This is a genomic window from Treponema bryantii (genome assembly GCF_900111035.1).
GTDB classification, from domain to species: Bacteria; Spirochaetota; Spirochaetia; order Treponematales; family Treponemataceae; genus Treponema_D; species Treponema_D bryantii_C.
This window is the reverse complement of sequence record NZ_FOFU01000004.1, coordinates 194,197-220,036: the sequence shown is the minus strand read 5'-3', so window position 1 is coordinate 220,036 and position 25,840 is coordinate 194,197. Positions and strand designations below refer to the sequence as shown.

At 34.7% G+C, this 25,840-nt stretch carries 19 protein-coding genes and 1 tRNA gene; 2 read left to right on the top strand and 18 right to left on the bottom strand.

Annotation, left to right across the window (positions count from 1 at the left end):
* Window positions 1-8 precede the first annotated feature (8 nt).
* From BMY21_RS15830 to BMY21_RS09000, 11 genes are all read right to left on the bottom strand, one after another.
* Window positions 9-149 (bottom strand): hypothetical protein, encoded by a 141-nt coding sequence (locus BMY21_RS15830; protein WP_177177734.1) that lies wholly within the window; start codon window positions 147-149, stop codon window positions 9-11.
* A 183-nt stretch (window positions 150-332) separates the two neighbouring features.
* Complete coding sequence (locus BMY21_RS09045) at window positions 333-1,415, bottom strand: glycosyltransferase family 2 protein (RefSeq protein WP_177177733.1); 1,083 nt, start codon at window positions 1,413-1,415, stop codon at window positions 333-335.
* Window positions 1,393-3,198: an alpha-amylase family glycosyl hydrolase gene (locus BMY21_RS09040; RefSeq protein WP_074643111.1), complete on the bottom strand. Its 1,806-nt coding sequence runs from the start codon at window positions 3,196-3,198 to the stop codon at window positions 1,393-1,395. The genes BMY21_RS09045 and BMY21_RS09040 overlap by 23 nt, the downstream gene beginning before the upstream one ends.
* Window positions 3,195-4,340, bottom strand: coding sequence for an MFS transporter (locus BMY21_RS09035; RefSeq protein WP_074643109.1), 1,146 nt, complete (start codon window positions 4,338-4,340; stop codon window positions 3,195-3,197). The genes BMY21_RS09040 and BMY21_RS09035 overlap by 4 nt, the downstream gene beginning before the upstream one ends.
* A gap of 8 nt (window positions 4,341-4,348) precedes the next feature.
* On the bottom strand, window positions 4,349-5,410 hold the full coding sequence (locus BMY21_RS09030; RefSeq protein WP_074643108.1) for a nucleoside-diphosphate kinase: 1,062 nt from the start codon (window positions 5,408-5,410) through the stop codon (window positions 4,349-4,351).
* A complete protein-coding gene (locus BMY21_RS09025; protein ID WP_074643106.1) occupies window positions 5,411-6,421 on the bottom strand; it encodes a radical SAM/SPASM domain-containing protein in 1,011 nt (336 codons plus the stop codon).
* 40 nt (window positions 6,422-6,461) lie between these two features.
* A complete protein-coding gene (locus tag BMY21_RS09020) occupies window positions 6,462-7,355 on the bottom strand; it encodes a radical SAM protein (protein WP_074643105.1) in 894 nt (297 codons plus the stop codon).
* A 2-nt stretch (window positions 7,356-7,357) separates the two neighbouring features.
* Window positions 7,358-8,470: a radical SAM/SPASM domain-containing protein gene (locus BMY21_RS09015; protein WP_074643104.1), complete on the bottom strand. Its 1,113-nt coding sequence runs from the start codon at window positions 8,468-8,470 to the stop codon at window positions 7,358-7,360.
* A 166-nt stretch (window positions 8,471-8,636) separates the two neighbouring features.
* Window positions 8,637-10,745 carry a TIM-barrel domain-containing protein gene (locus tag BMY21_RS09010; RefSeq protein WP_074643103.1) on the bottom strand — a complete coding sequence of 703 codons (2,109 nt, stop codon included), beginning with the start codon at window positions 10,743-10,745 and terminating at the stop codon, window positions 8,637-8,639.
* Window positions 10,746-10,998: 253 nt separating this feature from the next.
* The gene (gpmI, locus tag BMY21_RS09005) at window positions 10,999-12,654 is read right to left on the bottom strand and encodes a 2,3-bisphosphoglycerate-independent phosphoglycerate mutase (protein WP_074643102.1); all 1,656 of its coding nucleotides are present in this window, start codon (window positions 12,652-12,654) and stop codon (window positions 10,999-11,001) included.
* Window positions 12,655-12,774: 120 nt separating this feature from the next.
* Window positions 12,775-12,848 (bottom strand) — tRNA-Ala (locus tag BMY21_RS09000).
* 122 nt (window positions 12,849-12,970) lie between these two features.
* On the opposite strand from BMY21_RS09000, the gene BMY21_RS08995 reads away from it, so the two are divergent.
* Window positions 12,971-14,680: a DUF8510 domain-containing protein gene (locus BMY21_RS08995; protein ID WP_074643101.1), complete on the top strand. Its 1,710-nt coding sequence runs from the start codon at window positions 12,971-12,973 to the stop codon at window positions 14,678-14,680.
* 7 nt (window positions 14,681-14,687) lie between these two features.
* On the opposite strand, the gene BMY21_RS08990 is transcribed toward BMY21_RS08995, so the two are convergent.
* The 6 genes from BMY21_RS08990 to BMY21_RS08965 form a co-directional block, all read right to left on the bottom strand.
* Window positions 14,688-15,875 carry an ABC transporter permease gene (locus BMY21_RS08990; protein ID WP_074643100.1) on the bottom strand — a complete coding sequence of 396 codons (1,188 nt, stop codon included), beginning with the start codon at window positions 15,873-15,875 and terminating at the stop codon, window positions 14,688-14,690.
* 3 nt (window positions 15,876-15,878) lie between these two features.
* A complete protein-coding gene (locus tag BMY21_RS08985; RefSeq protein ID WP_177177732.1) occupies window positions 15,879-16,556 on the bottom strand; it encodes an ABC transporter ATP-binding protein in 678 nt (225 codons plus the stop codon).
* Window positions 16,557-16,570: 14 nt separating this feature from the next.
* Window positions 16,571-17,629 (bottom strand): efflux RND transporter periplasmic adaptor subunit, encoded by a 1,059-nt coding sequence (locus BMY21_RS08980; protein WP_074643092.1) that lies wholly within the window; start codon window positions 17,627-17,629, stop codon window positions 16,571-16,573.
* Window positions 17,626-19,071, bottom strand: a complete 1,446-nt coding sequence (locus tag BMY21_RS08975; protein WP_074643091.1) for a hypothetical protein — start codon at window positions 19,069-19,071, stop codon at window positions 17,626-17,628. Before BMY21_RS08975 ends, BMY21_RS08980 begins: the two co-directional genes overlap by 4 nt.
* A 99-nt stretch (window positions 19,072-19,170) precedes the next feature.
* Complete coding sequence (locus BMY21_RS08970; RefSeq protein WP_074643548.1) at window positions 19,171-20,355, bottom strand: TraB/GumN family protein; 1,185 nt, start codon at window positions 20,353-20,355, stop codon at window positions 19,171-19,173.
* The gene (locus tag BMY21_RS08965; RefSeq protein WP_074643090.1) at window positions 20,352-21,797 is read right to left on the bottom strand and encodes a tetratricopeptide repeat protein; all 1,446 of its coding nucleotides are present in this window, start codon (window positions 21,795-21,797) and stop codon (window positions 20,352-20,354) included. Before BMY21_RS08965 ends, BMY21_RS08970 begins: the two co-directional genes overlap by 4 nt.
* 63 nt (window positions 21,798-21,860) lie before the next feature.
* On the opposite strand from BMY21_RS08965, the gene BMY21_RS08960 reads away from it, so the two are divergent.
* A complete protein-coding gene (locus BMY21_RS08960; protein ID WP_074643077.1) occupies window positions 21,861-23,693 on the top strand; it encodes a hypothetical protein in 1,833 nt (610 codons plus the stop codon).
* 5 nt (window positions 23,694-23,698) lie between these two features.
* Here the strand turns inward: BMY21_RS08960 and BMY21_RS08955 are convergent, their stop codons facing one another.
* The gene (locus BMY21_RS08955) at window positions 23,699-25,804 is read right to left on the bottom strand and encodes a SpoIIE family protein phosphatase (protein WP_074643074.1); all 2,106 of its coding nucleotides are present in this window, start codon (window positions 25,802-25,804) and stop codon (window positions 23,699-23,701) included.
* Between the last annotated feature and the right edge of the window lie 36 nt (window positions 25,805-25,840).

The following is a 25,840-nucleotide window of genomic DNA, read 5'->3' as shown; positions in this document are numbered from 1 at the left end:
TCCTTCTTTCAAGAATATTCGTATCGGTTGCCGTCTGCTTTTATAGAAAAAACACTTCCTTTGTGAGAAACACTTTTGACTGTAAGGAATATACCAAGCCCGAGAACTGATACTACAAAAATAATGTCTAGCGGGTGCAATTTTCTCATAAATTGAGTATATCATAAAATTAATTTTTTTATTGAAACAAATAAACTTTCTTATTTTTGTAAAAAATAAGAACTAAAAAATATCTCTTAAAAATACCCCCTTTCTGTTTGTCCAGAAAAGGGGGTACATATCAAACTCGGGGCCTTTTTCATTTTTTTTACAATAGTTTATTTATTGAACTTTTAACAGTGATATTCAAACTTATACATTTGTAAATACGGACGTACTTCAACTGGATAATAATAGATATTAAACAAAGGAAAGTTTTGAACAAATATAGAAAAATCTCCGTTCACTGTTTTATCATATACATTTAATTTTTTATTCTGTAAGATACAAAGTATAACATATAGGAAAATCTTTATTTTTTTTGTGTTTTCATTTAATTCTAAGTTTCTTTCCTTTTTGTTTTTTAAATTATTTAAAGCTTTATGTACCGATACTTTTGCTAAAAACATGCCTAATAAATCATCACGGTTGATTTTTTTTATTACTTCTGGGTGCAATTTGCAAAAATACGTAAAGTTAGCTTTTATATATTCATCAGAATTTATTGAATCTGATTTATGATATTGATGAATTACTTCTGTATCATGGGCTATATAAAACTTTACACCATTTTTATAAAGCCTATATGATATTTCAGTATCTTCAATACCCCAATTTTTAAAACCTTCATCAAAGCCTCCAGTTTTGATAAGTGCATTTCTGCTTACTGCTAAATTACAAGTAAAACTTAAAAGCCAGGGAAATCTTATACAATTAGAGTTGAACGAATATCGAGCTAAAACTTTGTGCCGGAATTCAAAAAAATCAGAATTTGATTTTATTGTATCTATATCAAGTTCTTTTATACTAATAGTATCATTAAGTAAAAGCCGTGTTCCTATGACTACACTGTTTTTACACGCTAAAAAGTATTTTTTTAAATTGAATAAATACATTTCTGGTATAATTACATCACTATCTATAAATACAATTACATCATTTTTTGCTAACTTTATACCTTGATTACGAGCTTTAGACCTGCATGATGATTTAGTGCGTTTTAAATACACATATTTAATTTCAAATGGTATTTCCAGAAGACGAACATCATAAAACACGGAACTACCATCGTCAATTAAAATAACTTCAATATCTGCAAAATCTACATCTTTTTGTTTAGCAATAGAGTTAAGGGTGTTTGTTAAAAGTTCATGTCTCTCATAACAGGGTATTACGAAGCTAAAGGAAACATTTTTATTTGAGAGTTTTGACTTCATAAACATAAACCTTGTGTGGTGCACAATCAAGTGTAAATGCATCAGCACTAATTAAAGATTCGCGATTAATTGTTTTGTTAACAATACATTCCGAAAGCTCTATATCTTTTCTACATGATTTGTCAGGTGATATATCAGTTAATATATATTTTTCTGCTTTTACAATATTTGCAAGTTGAGATATATCAAAAGATATTGTTTTACTTTCTCTGCTGAAATTTGAAATGACAAGTAAAACTGTATTTTGATAATATCGAATGAATGCATCAATGTATTTATTGTAGAAGAATCGTTCTGAATTATCATTTTGGGTATGATTCTTATCGTATAGATTAATATAACTACCATATTTAATAATATCTTTGTGTGCAAAATTTAAAATATATGAATAGCGATTAAATATTTTTTGTTCACGCTCATTTTTTTGTGATAATTTATCAAACCCTTCTTTATAACTATAATAAGTTTTTAACGGACTTATTCCATCAATATTTCCACAATCTCCAATTTCGTCGCCGTTATAAACCATAATCTGACCGTTAGAACGAAGAACTGAATATTCAAAATGAGATAATCCAATTTCAACTTTTTCAGCATCTGATTGAATATTTGAGTAAGAATATTTGTCAGACATAATTCGGTTAGTATCATGGTGTGACTGAAAATATGTAAGAAATGTATTAGGAAAATAATCTTGTAAATTATAGTCAAACGGATATTGGTATAAATCTTGAGCCCAGTTTCCTTTAGTTGTATTGCGAACAATGTTGTAAAATGGATAATTATAGACAGAATCGAAACAATTAAGTTCACCTAAGAAAGACAAGCCATCTCCATAGCTTGAAAGTGCTTCACAAAGAAAGAACACATCGTTGTCTCTTTTTTTTGCGTTTGAAATAATATATTCCCAAAAACTTACAGGGCATCCATCTGAAACATCAGTTCTAAACCCTTTAATACCTTTGCTTTGCCAAAAAGCAACAATATCATCGAACAAACGATATACGGAATTAGCATCGTTGATATCATTATAAGTAAAATCAATTTCTGCTGTATCACGCCATCTAAATTTGCCAATACCACCATGATTTGGTAACAAATATTGTCCCACGTAATGATTTTTTCCTTCAGTTCTAAAAGGAATAAATTCAAAATTTGGATTTGGTATCCATCGGTCATTTTCAACCGACCAGGAAGTATGAGCTGGTACAAGGTCAATCATTATATTAATACCAACTTCGTTTGCATCTTTTATAAGTCTGTCAAACTCATCAAAACCGGTATCTGTTTCGTCTAAATATAGCGGATCTATTTTTTTGTAATTAAATACCGAATATGGGGAACCTATATCGCCCTTTATCCACTGAGGTTTTAATCCTTGCTTTATATATGGATAAACATTTGTATCAAGTAAGCCCATGAGCCAAATATGAGTAATTCCCATTTCTTTTAACCCAATGAGTTTTTCTTTAGTTATATGTTTTAATTTGCCTATCGACTGTAAATCTGTACCTGTTGCTCCATAATGCCGGATAAAGATTTCGTAAATAACTGCAAACTTTTCTTGTTTACGTTCTTCTCGTTTATTTTTCTCTCTTATTGAGGCTAATTCTTTTCCATAAATATTCATATTATCGAGTTTTTTTAAATCGTTATTTCCGATAATATCAACACATTCATCTAAATACCGTTCTGTATAAAAATTAGTGTCTATAAATTTTTTTATAAACCCTTTTACGTTATTTTTGCTAATTTCATTAAGCAATTCGATGTTTTCTTTCATAAAATCCTCCAATAAATAAATAATGGTAAAAACATAAACAATTGAATAATATAAAGACTATGTCGAACAGAAAATCTATCTGCGATATAACCTACCAAAATAGAAAGTATTGCAATAAATATAGAACCAATAAATGATGTTATTGATCCCATTGTTGCACGTTCTTCATCAGAAAATTCTGCTTGCATTAGTGAACTGTTAGCTACAGTTGAAATTCCATAAAATAATGAAGAAGAAATAAATAAAAATGGTGAAATAATAGTATTTATAAATATTGCAAGCAAACTAGATAAACGTCCGTATAGATTACAGACAATTAAACAAATACGTTTTGAGAATTTCTTGAAGACTTTATCTGAAAAATAGAAACTTAATGCACCAAGTACATTAGATAAACCGCGTAAAACTCCAATAAACCAGAGTGGACATAAACTGTTAAAAAATACTGATTGCAACTGATAAGAAGAAGAGGAAAGGCCTTCCTGTAAAGATTTTGCTAATATTATTCCAATTAATTTTCGATTTTTTGCCATTTTTTTTAATGCCGCAGCTACATGTTTAAATGGATTTTTTACCTGCGTCTTACATTTTGTATCAACAAAAGTAAATGCAATAATCAGGCTTATAATTTGTGGAAAAATCGAAAGGATTAATACGAGTCTCATTGAGTATTTTGCAAGAATTGTTGATAGAATTGCTGCAAAAACCAGAGCAAATTGCATTGTATAATTTGTTTTTCCTAAATATGCATGAAATTCTTCTTGTAGATTTTTTTCTTTTAAGGAATCATATAAAAGAGCTTCATTATTTCCTGAAAAAAAAGCAGTAGCTATTCCCAGAAGAAATGCACCTGTAATAAAACTCCAGTAAACTGGAAATAAGGCCCATAAACTGATACCAATAAGGTTGCATATTACTCCTAAAATAGTAGCAGTTTTTTTTCCAGCTAAATCTCCCAGAACACCAGTAGGAAATTCCATCAAAATTACAGCTAGAGACATCACTGAAAGAATGGACATTGATGTTGTATAATTTCCTAAAAAAGAATTTAAAACAATAACAATAATAGGGGAATAAAATTTTATTTCTGTAAAAAAATTAAATAAAGCAAGTTTTTTTATATTTAAAGCAACGTCTCTCATTTAATCCTCTATTTTGCCATTTCATAACATGGTTTTCCACCCCAATATCTATCAGCATTTAAATCAGTTGTAAGTGCAGCTAGTAAGATGTTTTGTTGCCATTCAGTTAAATAAACACCACCTCGTTCTAATACTGATAAAAATTTAAAACAATCAAGTTTATTATAACCTTCATATGCACCTAGGATAGCAATTGAAAGTTTTAATAGAGTAAAATCACTTTTTAATGCATTTGTTTCAAATGTATTAATTCCACTTTTATAATTGTCTGTATTAAAATATAGAGGACACTTTATAAGACTATCAATAAGTTCTTTATTGTCTCTTTGAAATTCTGAAAATATTTTTTTTCTTTTAGAAAAATCTGAAATTTTATTAACTTCTAAGGATATCTGTTCATATTTATCAAAAATATTTTCAAATTTAGAAAGATCAGCATCATCTAATTGTGTCAGGCAACGCACACATAAAGTTGATATAATCTTTTTGATTAAGTACAAATTGAATTGCACTATATCAAAACTATTAATCTTGTTTTCATCATTTTCTAAATAAAAATGAATAATTTCAGATTTGAGTTTATTTTGTAAACAATATTCATTTTTAAGGATAGTATCAAGTTCATAATCACTAAAAACAACTTGCAGATCGTTTAGGCATGCCTCAATCGAATCCGAGCAATGAACAATTCCATGAAAAGAACTAATTCTGCCATATTCTTCTCGAATACCTTTTCGTTCACCCTCAATTGGTGAAGAATTTCCTTTGATTGTGTCAAAAATTTCAGGAACAGGACGGGAATCGGTGTTTGTACTACGTTTAAATACCATGGCCACACATGGAGTGTTGCGGTATATATCTCCAAACAGCCAAAGATTTGGCACAAATAAATGAGCTTTTTGCTCGTAAATCATTTCAAATTGACGTGGAGTAAGTTTCAAAACCTTTGCTGCAGTCAGAAAAAAGCCTCGTTCAATAATATTTTGATAAATACTATTGCTTAGGTTATTTTTAAAAGCATCGGGTCGTACCATTAAAAAACCATATTCTGCAAGCACCTTTTTGTCCATTTATTTTCTCCCTAAAATTGTTGTACAAAGATAACCTGCATGAACAAGTTCACTTTTGCTAAAATACGAAGTGTCTATAAATGGTTTTTCTTTTCCAAGATATTTAAAACAATAAGGATCAGGTTCTTCAAAATTTGAGTATAATCTACGTGAAGCACAACCGCCTTCACATAATTCAAGCTTATCACATGATTTACAATATTCTGGTATTTGACGAATCTTTGCAAATTCTTTGCTCTGTTTTATAGCATTTTCGCCATCACGTACGATATCATCAATTGTAATATCACTATCTTTCCAGTAAACACATGGAATTATTTTTCTTGATGGTGTTACTCTAAATGAATTGCGTCCACAGTTACATCCCTTAAAATATGGTTCCCCATCAATAGCAGCTAAAACAATAGGTTCAGAACATGTAACTATGCATTTCTTTTCGACAAGCCATTCAAAGAAACTCCAGAACTGTTCGTAATTTGGAGCTAGAGTTTTATTGTGAACAGCTTTGTAAATGTTTAGTCTGAAATTTAAGTTTAAAGATTGTGCTAAATCATATAAAGATTCAATTTGACGTGAATTTTCATTTGTTAAACAACTAACGATTGAGCATTCAATGCCTAATTGTTGTAAACGTTTAATAGCAGTCATTGCAAAATTGTAGCTACCTTTTCCTCGCATTTTGTCGTTTTCTTCTTCATTCGCAAAATCCAATGAAATGTCAATATCATGAAAATACGAAAGTTGTTCATCAGTCATTTTTGAAATCGAAAAACCGTTGGATGTTAAGCTCATTTTGATATTTTTTTCGTGAACATACGAAATAATATCCAAAAAATGCGGATTTAAAATATTTTCACCAGTACCAAAATTTATTGATGAGATGTCAATATTTTCAACTAATTTCTTTATGTCATCCAGTGTCAAATCATAAAATTTCTCTTCACGTGAATAACAATGACGACAATTAAAATTACAACGGTTAGTTGTTCCAATTCCTACGCTGTACTTCATAAAAAATCCCCTAACTTTTTATTTTTTCTGTTTTTAATTATTAAAAACATCTAATTTCGTTTGTAAAATTAAACATTTCAGAAGTTAAATTTTCATCTTTAATATTGTTTTTTAAAAGTCTATCATTAGAAAGTAAACATCTTTCTATCCATCCTTCAGCACTAATACTTATAATATCTTTTTTGCAGCAGATTTTTTGACCAGTATGTTTTTCTCCTACAATACGTATTGGCAAAATTCCATTGTATTTTTTTCTTAGTTCTGCAACTTTTAATTCAAATTCTTTGTTATACTGAATCAATACTTTATCTTCGATTTTTTTTTCAGAACGCTCAATTATTTTGCTAAAGGTAAGTGAAGAACATTTGAGCTTAGAAACAAAATCAGCGATAACATCCATTGAGTTCACGTTATATGCTGAAATTACAGAAACAATATCAATATACAAACCTTCATTTAATGCACTTTTTATATTCTCTACAGTTTTATCAAAGCAACCTTTTTTACCTCGAATTTCATCATGTATATTTCCAATGCCATCAAGCGAAACTGTAAGTTCATCAATTTGTAACTTACGTAATTTTTTAATTTTATCGCTATCAAGCATTGTCATGTTTGTAGTTAAATCAATAACTGCATCTGGCATTTTCTTACGTATATGCTCTAATATTGTAAAGATATCTTCACGCAAAAAAGGTTCGCCACCTGTAATCATAATTTTGCCTATATCATTCATTTCACTGAATAGATTGATTACACGTATACAAGAATCAGTGTCTACATCTTTTCCTGTATTTGTGTTAACAAAACAGTGTTTGCAGGCTAGATTACATTTAGACGTTATTTCCCAAATAACACGTCGTTTATTGTTTTCTAATCTTCGATAGCAGCAATCATCATTTACAGATTTTCTTTCAGAAATATTGTGACTCATAATTATTCAACCACCAATTCTGAGTAACCACTTTCTTTTCCTGTAAAAAAGTTTTCTTTGTGTAAAGGACAAAGTGGAATAAACTTTTTATCATCGCCTAAAACACAACGAGGGTCATTCTTATTCCAATCTTCATTGTGAGCATAAACAAAAGCCTTACATCCACCTTTACATTTTTCCCAATAATTGCAAGTATTACATTCACTTGATTTGTTTTCAAAACCTTTATAAGTACCGATATTCAAACGATTTTTAAGAATATCTTTAATAGATTTTTCATTAATATTTCCGTAAGGAATACTTTTGTCTGTAAGCAGGGCACATGGATAAACATCGCCATTGGCTAAAATAATTACATAATCACAAATCGAATGAAGATAATAACATCCGCCACCTCTTCCTTTATAAGAAGCAAAATCCATATTATCGTCATCAATAAAATAATAGCCTTTTTCAAAAGCAATTTGCATGTTTCCAATATCTGATTGCTTTATCTGTGTTCTAAGTTCTTTAATTAACGCTTTCCATTCTAAAGCTCCTACGACAACATCAAGCTGATCTTTTGCATTACGTCCAGTAGGTGAATACAGAAAAAATGAAAAAACATCGACATTAAGACTTGCTACAAATAAAATTAAATCTTTAAGTTCTTTACAATTATTTTTTGAAATAACTGCATTTACGCGAACATTGTATCCTAATTTTTTTGCAACTTTTATTGTATTAACAGTTCGTTCAAATGCATCAGCTTTACCACGAATCATATTATGTGTTTTTTCAAGACCATCCAGACTGATCATTATACTTTTTAATCCGGCGTTCTTAAAACGGATAAGCTTTTCTTCTGAAAGAACATAGCCATTAGAAATTAAACGGACATTTACATTTTTCCCAACTGCATAAGTAATCATTTCTTCAAGGTGAGGATGAATTGTTGGTTCCCCTCCTGTTAAATGCATATCCTCAAGCCCAAGGGGAATAAGACCGTCTACAAGTTTTTTGAAAACATCTAAACTCAAAGATTCTTTGCTTTTAGCACCAGAAGAAAATGCACAGTGAATACAGTTTAAATTACATGCATTAGTAATATTAATATCAGCTTCTCGAACAATCATAAGACACCCTACATTATTACATTTAAGATTTTTATAATTAAACACAAACTTAAGTTTTGTATTTATTAAGTTAAGTATAAGGGCGAATTTTAAAATCTGTCAATTTTTTTTTAGTAATAATGTGTCACATTATGTCATATTTGTGTCATATTATGTCACATTTACGTCACATTTGTTTTATTTCGATTGGTATTACTATTTCTTTTTCATTTTTCTTTCGTTTGATAGAATAAGTTTCTTTATTTTTTCCATTTTTAATACAAATAAATATTTGTTTTACATTCGAATTATGTTCAAAAATTAAAGTTAAACTTTTACAAGAAGAATGAAGTTTAATTCGTTTTGTATTACAAGAAGGGTCTATAAGTTCTATCGTTTTTTTAGGGACAAATCCAAATACTAAAAGTTGCAATAAATTAGTATTGATATCTGCAGCATTTTTGCCAACATCACAAATTTGAATAATTGAATTTTCTTTGACAAAAACAGGTATGTAATCAATTACAACATCTATAAGATAATAATTTTTTCCTATATAAACTTTATCTGAAGTTATATCAATCCAATTTCCTTCAGGAAAGTAGACTAATCTTTTTTTTATTGAACTTTCTAAAATTGGGGCTACTAGAAAATCTTCTCCCCATAAAAATTCATCTGTGATATTATAAGTATTTTTGTCTTTTGCATAATCATAAAATAATGGCTTAAAAATGGGGATGCCAGTTTGACTTGCTTTTAAAAATTGCTTGTACAGATAGAGTAAAAACTTATATCTTTGACGTATTGCATTCACACAAAGTTTACAGTTTTTATCAGAAATAACCCATGGTGCATTTTCTCGTGTACTTTTTTCGCTATGTGCTCTAAAAAATGGATAAAATGCTCCTAACTGATACCATCTAACCAGTAATTCTTCATCGCAATTACCCCAGAACCCACCTATGTCTGCACCTGTAAAAACTGCCCCTGATAATCCAGCATTTATTATTTGAATAATTGAATTTTGTAAATTATTCCAGGTAGAATAATTATCTCCTGTCCATATTGCTGCATATTTTTGAATACCCGCAAAACCTGCTCGTGAAAGCAATAGTTTTTGAGTGTCTTCAGAATTTAACTTTTTAAAAAACGCTGCTGCTTGAGTATTTGCATATATATTATGAAAAGCTTTAGCATATCTTTTTTTATCTGATGTTGTTATTGTATCTGGGATAACTTTTGATTTTGAAGAAAAATCTGTTGGTTCATTCATATCGAGGCATAAACCATCAAAACCTATTTTTTGATAAAAACTCAATGCTTCAGTAATCCATTGTTCAATATTTTGTGCTGTGTAATCACAAAATGCTACTTTTCCACTCCAAAGTTCTCCAATATATGTTTTTTTGTTCTCATCAAGCAAAAAAATATTTGTTTCGATTCCTTTTCTATATAGTTCATAATTGCTATTAGCACTTACAGTAGGATTAATAAAAAAAATTTTTTTAACTTTTTCTTTCTCAAGATATTCGGTGTGTAATTTTAAGTTTTTAAAAGCATCTGGATTGAGTGTAAATGGCTTATATTCATCAAATAACTCTATATCATACCAAATTGATTCAACCGGTATTTTTAGTTTTCTGCAGTTCTGTACTGCATTTTCTATTTCACAAGCATTTTTATAACCATAACGAGAATGGTGATAGCCAAGCATCCACATTGCTGGTAGAAAAGGAAGTCCCATGTAAGCTACCATTTTTTGTTGTACACTTTGTATTGTAGAACCTGTAAATAAAACTGCTGAAAATTGCATTCCTGATGCAGCTATAGAAATTTTATTGATAGTGGTAAAACCTATATCCATATTTGTTTTACCACTATCATTTAAGTAATAGCCTAGCCAGAAATCGTTATTTTGACATTTTAATAATATACATGGGAAACTTGTATAAAAATTGCTGTACATAGGATTATGGTAACTTGATTTTTCTTTGTTATTAGCTTCAAACAAACTGTTATTTCTATCTAATCGTTCTGAAATTTTTTCACCTAAACCATAACATAAATGCTTTAGTTCTCGTGTTTCACAAAGCCGCTGATTATTTATATAGAAATTTTCACCTTTAAAAATTAATTTGTCTTTGTAGTAAATATCATAAGTTTCTGGTTGTGCTTTAATGACAATTTTTGTTTCGCCAAAAATATAATTCTGTATATTTTTAGAATTTTCGTTTGTGGAAATTGCTGAAAGCTCAATTACACCATTACTGATTTCTTTACAAGATATTTTAATCATTTTTAGCCTCTACATTTTATTAATCAATTTATATAGATTATCTTATTCATATATTTAAAGATTATTAATGTTTTACCAGATATACCTATAATTGTTTCAGGGTACAAAAAGTATTTTTTTTATTTAGTATAACATGATGAATACGAAAAAGGCTACAAATTTTATGACAGCATAAAATATTAGAAAGTAAGAAGCAGTTGATATAATTAAAAAAAATCGTCTGCCCTAAAACTGTGGCAGACGATTCAATAATCTATTTCAGATTAATCATACTCTTATCATAATCACTTGGTGGCAAGTAGCCCATGAGTTCCATCAATGTGCTAGGCCAAGAAGAGATTCCAAGACCGCTGTTGAGCTCCAGCTCATACTCACCCTTGTACTCTGGGTCGTAGATGATACCTGGAACCGGGTTCAATGAGTGAGATGTCTTTGGCTTTGGTTCACCATCAGCACCCATAGCTACAGAACCGTCCTTCTTGTGCTCGTACATATCGTCTGAGTTTCCGTGGTCAGCTGTAAGACAGAGGATACCACCTGCCTTTTCGATAGCTGCCTTAAGACGACCAAGCTGAAGGTCCATACCTTCCATAGAACATACAACAGCGTTGAATACACCAGTGTGTCCAACCATATCACCGTTAGGGTAGTTAAGACGGATGTGGTCGTATTTTCCGCTTTCGATAGCTTCGATTACCTTGTCAGTAATTTCAGCACACTTCATCCATGGGCGCTGTTCGAATGGAACAACATCAGATGGAACTTCAATATATGTTTCAAGATTCTTGTCGAATTCACCAGGGCGGTTACCGTTGAAGAAGTAAGTAACGTGACCATATTTCTGAGTTTCAGAAATTGCCATAAGATGAACACCAGTCTTTGTAAGATATTCACCCATTGTGCGGTCAATGCTTGGTGGGTTTACAAGGAACTGAGCCGGCTTGTGGTTATCACCATCGTATTCCATCATACCAGCATATTCAACAGCAGGGCGACGTACGCGGTCAAAGTGAGGGAAGTTATCCTCTTCGAAGGCAGCAGTAATTTCAAGAGAGCGGTCACCGCGGAAGTTAAAGAAGATTACGCTGTCGCCGTCAACGATTGGTCCTACAGGCTTTCCGTCTTTAGCGATTACGAACTCGTGCATATCCTGGTCGAGGAGGCCAGCATTTTCACTGCGGTAAGTATTGATAGCTTCAGTAGCAGACGAAAACTGACGACCATCAGCCAAAACGTGAGCGTGCCATCCGCGCTCTACCATGCTCCAGTCAGCACCATAGCGGTCCATAGTGATGTACATACGTCCACCACCAGAAGCAATCTGATAATCAACATCGCTGAACTCAGCAAGGAATTTTTCAAGAGGTTCAAAATATTCAAGAGCGCTTGTCGGAGGAACGTCACGTCCGTCCAGAAGAGCGTGAACGCGGAGAGTCTTTACACCTTCCTTGTGAGCCTGAGTGATCATAGCCTTAAGGTGGTCAATGTGAGAGTGAACGTTACCATCAGAAACAAGACCCATAAGGTGGAAAGTAGTTCCCTTGTCCTGAACATTCTTTACAAGCTTCTTCCATACAGCACCTTCAAACATGCTGCCAGAAGAAATAGATTCACCAACAAGCTTAGCACCCTGAGCAAAAACGCGTCCACAACCCATAGCGTTGTGACCAACCTCAGAGTTACCCATATCATCATCAGTAGGAAGACCAACAGCAGTTCCGTGTGCCTTAAGCTGAGTGTGAGGGCAGTTCTTTGTAAACCAGTCGAGATACTTCATTTTAGAAGCCTTAACTGCATCTCCCTCTTCATACTTTCCATATCCAACGCCGTCCATAATTACAAGGACAACAGGACCACGACGACCCTTCCAGTTAGGGTTCTTTTCCAATGCATGCATTGTGTCTGCCATTTGTATTGCTCCTATAAAAATATATCAAATTAAACAATATTTACTATAATAATGAAAAAATAGATGTTTTACAACGAGGCAAAAAAAAAAGACCCGAAATCTTGCGATTTCAGGTCTTGATGGAGAATAGGGGGTTCGAACCCCTGACCCTCGGCTTGCAAAGCCGATGCTCTAGCCAGCTGAGCTAATTCCCCAGAAGATGAATGAATAATATACAATTTATGAGATTTGTTCAATAGATTTTTCAAAAATCATTTTCATTCTTGCGAATATAGGGGTTATGGCTTATAATTGAGGATATTATAGGAGACTTTTTATGAGTGATGGATTGGATCCAGAAATTGCAGCGCTTTTATCACAATCAGAAACTGGAGACTCGGCAGATAATGCAGTAACAGATATTTCAGATTCTGGAATGTTCAAATCTCCTTCTTCTGGAAGTAAAGAAACTTCTTCAAGTTCAGCAGGTTCTGCTTCTGTAAGATCTATTCATGAAGTTGATTTAAGCCGTACTGAATTTGCACCTATCGAAAAGTTTACAAACGATACTCCTTCAGAAATATTTAACGATACAAAATATTATAAGACAGCACTTACTGGTGAAAATCAGTCAGCTCAGCGTGTACATCAGATTCTTTCAAAATATCTTACCTGTCAGGATCCTAAAGACCGCGCAGTTTACCGTCAGCAGATAGTAACATCTTATTGGGAACTTCTTCGTGGAATGGTAGGTAAGATGGGATATACTGATACCCCGATGCCAAAGAAAATGCTGGTTCGCTTTGGCGTTGTTCTTCCTTCTCTTTTCAAACAGGAAACAAAGGATTTCTTTTCGAAGATTTTTGTTGAAAACCGCGAAGGTGAACCAATCATGTATGTTGATGAATGGTTCAAAGAGATTGCATCGGGCCGCATGAACAATTCTGCAACCGATGAAAAGAAGCAGGTGAAAACAGCCAATATGACACCTGATCAGGCTGCTTCTGCAGAACAGTCTCGTCTAATGCAGCTTCAGTCAAAGAACTCTGGAAAAATGCAGAGTACTGAAAATATCCTGAACATCAAAGAAAATGAACGCCGTATGCTCGAAGGTGAGCTTAAGCGTGATATAGAAGATTTGTGTGAGCATAATCAGGTGCTTGGACTTGAAAATCATTCTGCTGGATATACAGAAATGCAGCGTAAGCTTCTGCCGGAAATTACAGATATTCTGCATCGTCTTTCAAAGAATGATAAAGAGCTTTCTAAGGTTCTGGAAGAATTCAAAGAGGCAAAGGCAACTTACGATAACGTTCAGGATAAAATCAATGCAGGTGGTGGAGCAGCTGTAACAACAAATGATACAGAAGCCGTTAAGATAGAGTTTGAAACTGTTCGCCAGATGGCAAAAATGACAGTTGGTCGTCGTGGTAATCAGTTCCCTATTTTTACACGTGAATTCTACCATTGTACTGAGCGTGGTACAGGTACCCGTGAAAACGTAATCGATGTTCTTACATGGATTGAATCGCTCGATCCGGGAGTATTTCACAGAATACATAAGAATGTTCCAAACCGCATTGTACCTTATGTTCTGCTTGTTCCAACTTATGGAGACCGTGGTTTCTGCTGGGAACCTTTTGACCGCTATAATCGTGTAACAAGCCGTGGACGTATTGTTGTTCCAATGTATCCTAAGGATTTAAAGATTGCCGTTCTTACAGCTGTAGCTGATTTACGCTGGCAGGTTGCTAAGGAAAAGGCTTCGTATTACTGGATGGAAGAAGGTCTTACCGGTCAGTACTATCAGCATTTTGACCAGATGAAACTGAAGGGTGATGTAAAGGAATTCTTTATTGAAGATTACATTCTCTGGATGACAAAGGAATCTACAGGTGTTCAGCGTCTGGACAAGGATGTTCGCGGAATCTTCTGGCGTAATATGCCGTTCCCTAAGCCTCTTAAGGAAGAACTCCGCAAACGCTCTCTTGTTTATGATGAGCTTTGTAAGAAAGATGCCAACCGCGAAATGTCGGATGGTTATTGATTTTCCGTTACTCGCCGCTTAATGCAATTACAGGATCCAGTTTTGCCGCACGGCTTGCTGGATTCAGTCCAAAGAATATTCCCACAAATACCGAGAACACAAAAGAAATTATGCAGGCGTTCGTGCTGATAATCAGTGCGTTCGACTGAACATATTCCACTGCAAGACTTACGATAATTCCGACAATTATTCCAATTATTCCACCGAGAAGGGTAATGCTTGCTGATTCAATCAAAAACTGTTGTCTTATATCTGCAGGGCTTGCACCAAGGGCTTTTCGAATACCAATTTCCTGTTTTCGTTCAGTAACCGTTACAATCATGATATTCATAATTCCAATACCGCCAACCAGAAGGGAAATTGCTGCAATAGCACTGAGCATAATACTCATTGTACTTGTGATTTCGCTCATCTGTTCCAGCATAGACTGCATACTCATTACATTTACAGAATATTCTGAACCTGTCTTTTCTGTGTAATAGCTTTTGATTTCAGTTGCCAGTGCAACAGCTTTATCTGAAGAAGTTGTCTGAACCATTACAGTTGCTGCAGCCGGATTCGGTTTAATCTTCTTTGCGTAAAAGCCGCGGGGAATAAATGCAGAACCATTTTCCATACCAGTAGTCTGTTCTTTAAGTACACCCACAACTTCAAAATTAAAAGTAGTGTTGCTTGCAACAAGAATTACCTGTTTGCCGACAGCATCTCCAGCAGGAAAATAGTTTTCTGCAGTATCATGATTCAAAATGATTTTCTGAGTTCCTTCTTCATTATCAGTTACAGTAAAGAAACTGCCTTTCTCAAGTTCAAGGTTGTACATTTCCAGATAGCCTGTTTCAATAGCACTGCAGTTTACAGATGATGAAGTTTCTCCGTAAGTCATTGTTGCATTAAGCGTATTTTTGTACCAGATTTTTTTGATGTTTTTGATATTATCAAAAAGGTCTGTGCGGGCCGCTTCATCAAAAGTAACAGAAGAGGAATTTCCGCGGCGGCTCATAAAACCTGCACTGATACTTACAACATCAAGGCCGGCACTTCCAAAAGTGTCCTGAATCTGCTTTGTAGAACTGCTTCCCATACTTGTGATTACGATAACTGAAGCAACACCAATTATTACACCCAGTAAAGAAAGGAATGTTCGTGTTTTATTGCTTTTGAAGTTTTTGAAAGCATTTATGAAGTCTTCTAACATGTGTTACTCCGTTACAATCTGACCGTCGAGAATTTTTATACAGCGTTCTGTAGATTCACCGATTCTCGGGTCGTGGGTTACGATAATTATGGTTGTGTTCTGCTCATTATTGATTTTGCGGAACATTTCCATAACCTGTTTTCCAGTTTCTGTGTCCAGAGCTCCAGTCGGTTCGTCTGCCAGAAGAATCTTAGGCTCTGTTACCATGGCGCGGGCAATAGCAACACGCTGCTTCTGACCACCCGAAAGCTCATGAGGTTTATGATGAATGCGTTCTCCAAGACCGACAGCCTCAAGAGCTGCCTTCGCTTTTTCAATACGAACGGCGCGGTCAACTTTCTGATATTTCAGAGGAAGCATAACGTTTTCAAGAATATTCATTGCAGAAATCAGATGATACTGCTGGAAAACAAATCCGACCGTTTTATTACGCAGAACTGCAAGTTCCTTTTCTGTCATAAGGGCAGTCTCGCGGCCATTTATCTTTACAATTCCCGAAGTGGGGCGGTCCAGACAGCCAATCATATTCATGCAGGTTGATTTTCCTGAACCGGAAGGTCCCATGATAGAAACAAATTCTCCCTGATGAATATCAAAACTGATTCCCCGGAGCGCATGAACTTCGTTTTCTCCCATGACGTAAGTTTTAACTACGTCCTGTAAGCTGACTACAGTTTCCATGATAAGCCTCCAGATTACATCGGACCGCCAGGTCCACCACCTGGGAAGCCACCAGGCATTCCGCCGCCACTGTTTTTATTCTTACTGTTACCACTTGAAGACCCTGGTCTGTTTCTATTCATGCCGGAAGCACGTGGTTTTGACTGCTGAATCAAAACTTCTCCACCTTCAAGGCCTTCAAGAACCTTTACGTATTCAGAACCATAAGGCTGAACTTTTACAGATTTTTTCTGTTCACCTTTAGCAAGTACAACAAATGGCTGTTTGTTTTCATAACCTATTGCATAGCGGGAAACAACAACATATTGCTCTGTTGGACTGATTTCAATTTTTCCAGTGAAAGAAAAGTTTGGAAGAATTTCATCAGGATAATCATCTATACGAAGTTTTACTTTTACAACAGTTGCGCCACGAGATGTCACAGTACCAATTGCAGGCCAGCCTGTTACATAACCTTTTACAGTTTCGTTGCTGTATGCTGGGAAAGTAAAGTTTACAGTCTGACCGATTTCAAGCTTAGAAACATCTGTTTCAGTTACTTCAACTTCAGCAGTCAGATAGTCGATGTTTACCAGAGTTCCAACTTCATCCTTAGCTTCGAGAGAATCTCCAACTGCAACATCGAGATCTGCAATAATTCCATCAAAGGTTGCAGTAACCTTGCGGTCTTCAACTTTCTGCAGCAGCGAATTCCGCTCCGTTTCCAGTAGCCTCAACTCACGCGCCGAGGCGGTCAACTTCTTAGTTGCCATGTTGTATTCCTGCTTTTCGAGGTTGTAAAGCTGCTCCGAATCATCCAGCTGAATGATGATATCGCCTTTCTTTACTTTATCACCGGCCTTTACATAAACCGCAGTAACAGTACCCGCACTGCGAGCCTGAAGAGTCTGTTCCTGAGCTGCAGCAACAGTACCTGAGATTTCGATTATATTTTCATAAGTCTCAACATTTGCTGTATAGAAAACCTTTTCAGTTCCAGAAGAACTTAAAAGAGTTTTTAGTAAAACAAGCCCAATACCAATTACTACCAGAACGGCAGCGCAGATTATTATGATTTTAATTTTCTTTTTCATTTTGTTACCTCGTTATCAGGAATAAAGTTCATAACAACATCATCGTTATACATAATCAAATCAATCTGATTCATTACTTTTTTTACGATATAAGAATTAAGATTTGTTTTTGCTGAAAGGTAATCGCTTTCGGTTGTAAAGCCCTGCTTATACATTGCAGCAAGATCTCTTTCCAAATCTTCATACATCAAAAGATTTTCTTGTACAGTTTTCTGTTCCCAGAGAAGTGAATCGAGCTTCTGCTGAGTTTCTACGATTAAGGTTTCGTAATCAATTTCTGCAGTTTCTATTGCAAGCAGTTCCTGTTCCTCTGTAAGGGAATCCTGTTTTTTAGAAATTGTATTTTTACGGAATGTATTAGGATTAAGACTGATACTAAAATTGAGGGCAGGGTAGTTTGAAGTTCCACCTACAGGCATACTTACACCGGCTCCAAGAGAAAGTCCTCCGATGCTTCCTGTAAGTCCTGCATCAATTGAATCTGAATCAGTTGTTGAATTATCAAAGGTATAACCGGCTGTAGCAGAAAGCGAATAGTTCTTATTTGTGCTTCGCTCCATGCTGTTAATCTTATAAGTCCATTTTGCACTTTCAATAGAAGTGTAGTTTTCCTTATCAAAATCAAGAATGTTCAGTGGTGTGCTTACTTCAATATCAGATGGAACCAGAGTCATAAGGTCTGTGTTATCATCTATCTGAATGTCATAACCACACTTTTTATAGAAGACAATAAAGTCATGGATAAAAGAATGCAGGCTGCTTTCAATATTGTGCTCGTCTGTAATTACTTTAAGTTCTGCCTTTCTGTAAGTAGAAGATGCTTTTGAATACCCCTGAATCTTTATTTTTTCAAATTCGAGAGTATCACTGTAAAGGTCTTCTTTTGCACTCATAATAGAGTTAATAGAAGAGAGAAGGGTTTTGAGTTCAGTATAGAATTCTTTTTCAGCTGAAAGAACCCGCTTGCCAAGTTTGCGTTCTGCTTCAACAACTGAGCGTTCTGCTTTTAAAAGGGAAATCTTATTTGTAAGAGTTGAAGAAGAAATAATGTCTACTCCAAGTGAAACTGAAGTATCAGAAATTGAAGTGTCATCAGTTGCATAGCTTAAATTTGTCTGAACTGATGCAGAAAGATTTGATGCCTGTGGAAGTTCTGCTTTTACAGAAGGTTTTGCAGATATTGTAGTTCCGTCTTCTGAAAGTTTTACAGTTATGTTTCCACTTGCAAGACTAAAATCAAAACCTTTGTCGATTTTTGTAGCATCATAAGAAAGCTGTGTCTTTTTCGCAGCAATAGTAAGATTTTTTAGTTCGTAATCGTTTTCAATATATGAAAGTAAAAGTTGTGTTGTATCCGGCAAAGCTGTTGATGTTGTTTCAGCAGCGATGTTAAAGCCCAGAGTGCACAGTACTGTAATAATCAGCAGTTTCCTTTTAATCATTAATATCTCCTGTTGTATCTACATATATAAAAATGGAAATTTGAAAAAAAGGAAACAGGTTTCTGGTGAATCTAAGAAGACTCTTAATGATTCTTATTTTTACTTAAGATTCTGGAGAATTCCGATTATGTCTGCTCCACCGATGAATGTTCCGAGTGTACTTCCAAGAGAAGAAAGAATAAACACCAGAAGAGTTCTTAAAATACGGTTCCTATAGAAGCCTTTAAGAGAAGATACATCTTCCTGAAGGTTTTCCATATCACTAACCTTTGGTTTACATACAATTGCCTGAACAATAGCTGTACAGAAACCAATTCCTATAAAAGGACAGAGGGAAGTAAATGGAGCTCCAACAAATCCAACGAGAATTGCCAGCGGATGTCCAAAGGCTACTGCTGTAAGAATTGCAGCCGGAATGGCATTCCAGAGGAACCAGGTAGAAAGAATCTGTGTTCCTGCATGAACTCCACCATATACAAAGCCTGCAATAATCAAACCGATAATACAAGCTGGAATTAACACTGCAAGAATTTTACCAAAAATACCAGGCTTTGGAAGAACTTCAAGTTCAGCTACATTTGAAGAAGCCTGTCCGGCTCCGAGTTTTTCAAGATATGCCTGTACTCCAGGTAAGTGACCTGCTCCAAGAACGGCAACAATATTATTACCTTCTGATTCCCAGATTTTTGAAGCAAGATACTGGTCTCTTTCATCTATTAAAACTTTCTTGATAACAGGCATGTAATCAGAAAGTTCATCCATCATAGAGTCCATTTCATTACGCTGCTTAAGCTTTTCAATTTCTTCTGGATCAACTTCTTCTTTGCTGAATGCGCTTGAAATAAGAGTTGCAAGAAGCTTGCATTTTCCCCAGAAACTGTTTTTGCCCCAGGCTCGTTTAAGGGTAATCTGAATAGGGCGGTCTACAAGAGTACAGCGGATATTGTTTTCTTCTGCTGCATTCATTGCCGCAATCATCTCATCACCTGGCTTTACACCGGCATTAAGACCCATTCTGCGCTGATATGAAGAAAGCATGATATTTGCAAGCAGAAGGAATCCCTGCTTCTTTTTAAGAACCTTTACCAGGTCCAGCTGACTGTAACGTGACGGATTTTTAATAGAATCTGCACGTTTTTCATCAAGCTCTACGGCTACGCAGTCTGGCTGTATATTTTTAATAGTTTCAGTTACTTCTTCAACACTTTCTTTAGAAACGTGTGCTGTACCTACAAGTGTTATCTTGCGGCCATTAAAGTCCAGTTGAATCTGAGTCTGGCTCATTGCATCAATCCCCATTCGGCAATCCTGTATTCAAAGAACATAGGAGCCTTCATACTTGTAACTTTAGCGTAATATTCTCTGGAGAGATCTTCCGCCTTGTTCAATTCATAATAAAGTCCCATGTAGAATAGCATTTTACCGCGGTTATTGCTATTAGTTTCTTTTGTGATTTTTTGAATCAGATTTGATTCTGCATTTCTATTATAAGCATCGTTATAGAAGCGTACGAGATCATATTCAGTTGTCTTGTTGTCCAGTTTTTTAAGCTGTGCAGTAAGAACCTTTTTTGCTTCGAGAGGCTTATTGAGTTTGTACCAGCAGGCAGCAATCATAAGGCTATAGGCATAACTTGGGCTGTATTCATAAGTTTTAGTAAAGTATTTAATTGCATTTTCGTAATTCTTAGCATGGAATTCGAGAATAGCTGTAGATTCATATGCATAGAAATACTTTGGATTTGTTTCGATTACCTTATGATAGTTCTCGAGAGCCTCGTCAAACTGGCCTAAATCATCATAATTTCCGGCAAGATATGCATAAGCAAGGAAGTATGATGGATCAAGTTCAACGGCCTTTTTCCATGCATTTGCCGCATCTTTGAATTTTCCCTGATAACGGAGATATGTACCGTAGTCCATCCAGTAATCGTAGTTGTTAGGATCATATTTAAGGGCCTGCTGTACGAACTTTGTGGCACGAAGATAGTTTTCATTATCATAAGCAAGTTTGCCCATGTAGGCGAGGGCAGCTGCATTTTCAGGATCCTTGTCCAGGATTTTCTGGAAGTTGTCATTAGCTGATTTCAAATCATCTGTGTAGTAAGACATCTGAGCGTAGCCGAAAAGTGCGTCTGTATTCTCAGGATCTCCACGAAGTGCTTTTTTATATGAATCACGTGCCATTTTATACTTTTTGTTTACAGCATATTCCTCTGCTTTCTGAATATTTACAGAAGGATTATATGGATCTGCTGCAAGAATACGGTCTGTTGATTCTTTATATGCCTTTTTATCACCTTTTGCCCTGTTACACATAGCAATCAGTTCAAGTGCATCCATGTTTTCAGGTTCAACTGCAAGAATTTCTTCTGCTATTGCAATTGCGTTTTCATACTGGCTGTCTGAAAAATAAAGAGCACCAAGAAGATTTTTTAGTTCAAGATCGTTCTTCAAAGAAGAAGGAATTTCATCAAAATGAGCTATTGCGCCTTTAGTATCTCCTTTTGCAAGCAGTGCTTTAAGCTGCTTTACGAACTTTACGTTTGGAGGATCTTCCGGTTCCTTCTTTTTAGTTTCTTTTTTAGGTTCTGGAGTAGAAACTTCTGTTTTTGGAGTGGTGTCATCTGCTGGTTTTGAAGCACAACCTGTGATGAAGATAGTAGAGCTTAAAAGGGCTCCTGCAGCAAGAATCAGTACAATCTTAGAATTATTTTTCTTGATCATTCTTTTTACTTTCCTTTGTATATAGTTGAAATTAACCGAATCATTGGCTAAACTATTAATACAATGAGCATTCGGATATTAAAAAAAGCATTAGGACTGCTTATTGTCGATATCGTTATTATCATCGGCATTTTTGTCCTGCAATTTAGAACAGATTCCAATATTATTAAAAAAATCGGAAACCTGCAGATTACCCTTGAAGCTATTGATGAGCAGTCAGGTGTAATAGCCTATAAAAATAAGGCCAGACTTTCCTATAACGGTATCAATTTCTTTTTTGATGACCAGAATCCTGCTGTTATCACAAAGAAAGGCGTTGAATCTGCCGTTCAATTGCGAGATGTTCAACAGGAAGAACCACTCTCTATTACTTTAAACTTCACAGAAGGCGTAAAAGTTACGTTTGAACTGGCTTCTGAGGATCCAGCATCTTCTCTTGCTATTATTACTGATTTGCCGGATTCAGTTTCTGATTTTTCTATGCCTTACAATTATTCATCGAATATGAGCATAGTAAAGGCAGAAAAAGACAGCCTTGTTCTTAGCGGAAAGCGTAATGCGTGGGAACTTGCAGGTCATGCTGTAAATACCGGACACTTTGATTTTACCTCTCGTAATTCTGTTGCAACTTATTCTATTTATGATGCTAATCAGAAATTTACCTTTGATGATATTATTGATAATCCTATTGCAAGTCTTTCTGAATATGCAAAGACAGTTTCGCAGTTTAAGCGGGATCTTATCAATGCCTTTGAAACAAATAACGTTGAATCAAATATTACTGAGCAGGTAGCAGTTTCTTATGTTGCAGCACAGGCTGAATCAAGAAAATACACAAATGCTATTGAAAATGTTCCGGAAAGTATAAAGAAGAGTAAGCAGAGAACTTATCTTTCTGCACCATATTTCAATACTCTTGAAGATATGAATAATAACCTTGAAAAGGTTATGAAAGAATATGAACGTCGAATTGCTGAAAGTGCCGACAGAGGAACTTTTGACTTATTTACTGTTCATAAGATTTCTGATTTCATTTATCTGAATCCAAATCAGACTGATGTAAAGAAACTTCTTACAAATGCAGCTGGTGCTGATCCATATAACCTTTCAATTGCTCAGATTTCTGGAATTATTCAGGTTTATGTAGATCTTATGAGTCTTTCACCGGATTATGCTTCAATTCTTGAGCCTATTCTTGATCCTTCAATTAAAAAAATTACAGAGGCATGTAAGTTTGAAGGTAATATATTGACTATTTCTGAAAATGATACCTTCCTTTCTGTAAATCAGGCTGTTGAAACCGGTATTGCACTTTTGCGCTATGGTAGACTCACTGAGTCTGAAACTCTTGAAAAGGCTGGTTATGCAATTGTTAATTCTTATCTTTCAGAAAGTTCTTCATTCGATTTGCGTACTCTCAGTAATCTTTATCCGATTGTTGCATATAATAATACCTTCTATCCTCATTTTGAGAAGATTTATGATACAAATGGAAAGATTATCTGGGCATGGACTTGTGCTAAGACAATCAGACTGGAACATGGTGTAGATCAGGATATTCTTACTATAGACTTCCCAGAGGGTGATACTCACTACATTATCATGAAGGGTATTCCTCAGTTCTACAGTATTTATATTTATGATATGGCATTCAGAACTGACCCTAGATTCGAAACTTATAATTCTTCCGGATATGTATATAAGAAGCCTTCTGAGACTCTGCTCTTGAAATCACGTCATAAAACAGAATTTGAAAAGGTTCGTCTTGGATATCGTGCTCCAAAACCTGCTCCTGCAGTTGTAGTTGAAACTAAACCTGCTGTAGTAGAAAATACAGAAGAAACTGAAAATACAGCAGAAGCACCTGCTGAAACTGAAGAAGAAAGCAACGAATAAGAATATTAGATTTCTTCAATATAATCCTTAGAGTTCGAACGCTTAAGAACTATAAGGGTTATATCGTCTTTATATTTTTCATGTCCTATAAAATCAAAGAATTTGTCCATTATGCGGTTCATAATCATAATAGCACTTTCATGGTGATAATCCTGAAGAGTTTTGATGATTCTTTCTTTAGTGAAGTCCTTTCCGCTGCTGTTAGTGCAGTCTGTAAGTCCATCTGTATAGCAGATAATGATATCATCTGGTGATGCACGGAAACTTATAGGAGGAAAGGAAACATCCAGACCTTCAACACCAAGAATACCGTATTGCTTTTCGTTTTCCGGTTTTAATTCAATAACTTTATTTTCTACAGCGCTGTACAAGAGTGGATATGGATGTCCAGCGTTTGCAAATTCTACACTACAGACATCTTTTTTATTAAATTCACTGAAGCGGAAAAGAAGACCTGTTATATAGTTTTCAACATCAACTTTTTCTTTTATATATGATTTATTGATATCCTTAAGAACGTTTGAAATTGATTCTTCCTGATTTTTTCCAGTAATAAAATGCTGGCTTATAATGCTTTTAGCAAGAATTGTCATGAGGCCAGCTGGAATACCATGACCGGATACATCAAAAATTCCCATTCCGTCAAGAATGCCGTCTGAGAAGTAATAATCATAAAGGTCGCCGGAAACATTATTATCAACAGCATTATAGGAAATCGCTAAATCCCAGCCGCGGAATGCTCTGTTTTTAGAAGGCAGGAAGTTTTTCTGAACATGGGCAACTGTTTCAAGCCCCTTTGAAAGTACATAGTTTGCTTCTGAAAGTTCTTTTGTTCGTATAGCTACAACATCTTCAAGATGATTTGTAAAGTCTGCGAGTTTAATATTCAGTTCGGTGTTATGCATATACATAGCGCCAAAACGAAGCAGAAGCGAACCAAGGAAGATGAAAAGAGTAATCTGCCAGCCATAAATCGTAAAGAATGGCAGGTTAGGACTAAGATTTCCAAATTTTAATACTGAATCAATGATTACGCCTGCAATAACAGGAGAAAAGCCTATAAATAAGAAAATGGCATCTTTTCTGTTTTCTTTATCAATAAGGGCTTTGATAAGCCGTGGGATACTGAAGGCAAATTGTATTGATGCAAAAAAATATAAGATAGGCATAAAATTATTAAGACTTTTTGTTGAAGTACGGGTAAAACCCCAGATTAAGGGAATAATATATATAATAAGTCTTGCAATGATAATAGCAGGAGGATTTTTTTCCTTTAAGTATGCAATGATAAATGAATTTGCAAAATATATTGTTGTAGCAGAACCTCCATAAAGGAAAAGGCGAATTACCCATGTATAAGAAAGCCATGTCGGTTTTGCCCATAAAATCTCTGAAAGGAAGAAAGGAAGGAGGAATAGAATGGTATTTAGATTTAATAGTGCGAAGAACAGATATACATTACGATTTTCATAATTTTTCATTACTACATAAAGGAAAATATAGATAAAGAAGATTACGAGCATAATAGCGGCAAAAGAAAGGATAATCTTTGCATTAAAGAAATTGATTCTTTCGCTTGCAGTATAAATGTCTGGCCGTTCACCGAGATACATTTTTGTTGCAACACTTCCGAAGGCATCTGGCCATACTTTTATGAGAACTGTATTTATTCCAACCTGATCAAGATTTGATTTAGAGAACATAAAGTACTGGCCGGTAAAGCCTGCACTGTTTGCAGCCGGAGGAAATTCTCCGTATTGTCTTATGCTTATATTATTTAAGAAAAGAAGATCTGCACCACGAATATAGCCGATGTAAAGTCCAAGATCACGGTATCTGAGGTCTTCCGGAAGAACAAATTGTATTTTCAGCCAGATATAATTATCTTTATTTTCAAGAACCTTGATAAGGTTGCTCATATTTTTTTTGCTGAGAGGTTTAAAATCAAAGGTGAGTGGTAATACATCTCCAAGTTCATATTCTGGAGGTGTTTCAAGATATGATACAAAATTGGAAACGTCGTATCGTGCAGTTTTGTTATTACTGCTGCAGGCAGAGAAGGTGAATACTGTTATCAGAATGATAAAAACTGCTAAAACAGACCGTTTCATCTAAAATAACAGTATAAAACATAATAGCAAAAAAAG

Coding starts and splice junctions, on each gene's coding strand:
- BMY21_RS08960 (WP_074643077.1), top strand. CDS start 21,861: ATGAGCATTCGGATATTAAAAAAAGCATTAGGACTGCTTATTGTCGAT.
- BMY21_RS09020 (WP_074643105.1), bottom strand. CDS start 7,355: ATGAGTCACAATATTTCTGAAAGAAAATCTGTAAATGATGATTGCTGC.
- BMY21_RS08970 (WP_074643548.1), bottom strand. CDS start 20,355: ATGAGCCAGACTCAGATTCAACTGGACTTTAATGGCCGCAAGATAACA.
- BMY21_RS09040 (WP_074643111.1), bottom strand. CDS start 3,198: ATGAAAGAAAACATCGAATTGCTTAATGAAATTAGCAAAAATAACGTA.
- BMY21_RS08995 (WP_074643101.1), top strand. CDS start 12,971: ATGAGTGATGGATTGGATCCAGAAATTGCAGCGCTTTTATCACAATCA.
- BMY21_RS09045 (WP_177177733.1), bottom strand. CDS start 1,415: ATGAAGTCAAAACTCTCAAATAAAAATGTTTCCTTTAGCTTCGTAATA.
- gpmI (WP_074643102.1), bottom strand. CDS start 12,654: ATGGCAGACACAATGCATGCATTGGAAAAGAACCCTAACTGGAAGGGT.
- BMY21_RS08965 (WP_074643090.1), bottom strand. CDS start 21,797: ATGATCAAGAAAAATAATTCTAAGATTGTACTGATTCTTGCTGCAGGA.
- BMY21_RS08975 (WP_074643091.1), bottom strand. CDS start 19,071: ATGATTAAAAGGAAACTGCTGATTATTACAGTACTGTGCACTCTGGGC.
- BMY21_RS09035 (WP_074643109.1), bottom strand. CDS start 4,340: ATGAGAGACGTTGCTTTAAATATAAAAAAACTTGCTTTATTTAATTTT.
- BMY21_RS09015 (WP_074643104.1), bottom strand. CDS start 8,470: ATGATTGTTCGAGAAGCTGATATTAATATTACTAATGCATGTAATTTA.
- BMY21_RS08980 (WP_074643092.1), bottom strand. CDS start 17,629: ATGAAAAAGAAAATTAAAATCATAATAATCTGCGCTGCCGTTCTGGTA.
- BMY21_RS09030 (WP_074643108.1), bottom strand. CDS start 5,410: ATGGACAAAAAGGTGCTTGCAGAATATGGTTTTTTAATGGTACGACCC.
- BMY21_RS09025 (WP_074643106.1), bottom strand. CDS start 6,421: ATGAAGTACAGCGTAGGAATTGGAACAACTAACCGTTGTAATTTTAAT.
- BMY21_RS08985 (WP_177177732.1), bottom strand. CDS start 16,556: ATGGAAACTGTAGTCAGCTTACAGGACGTAGTTAAAACTTACGTCATG.
- BMY21_RS09010 (WP_074643103.1), bottom strand. CDS start 10,745: ATGATTAAAATATCTTGTAAAGAAATCAGTAATGGTGTAATTGAGCTT.
- BMY21_RS08955 (WP_074643074.1), bottom strand. CDS start 25,804: ATGAAACGGTCTGTTTTAGCAGTTTTTATCATTCTGATAACAGTATTC.
- BMY21_RS15830 (WP_177177734.1), bottom strand. CDS start 149: ATGAGAAAATTGCACCCGCTAGACATTATTTTTGTAGTATCAGTTCTC.
- BMY21_RS08990 (WP_074643100.1), bottom strand. CDS start 15,875: ATGTTAGAAGACTTCATAAATGCTTTCAAAAACTTCAAAAGCAATAAA.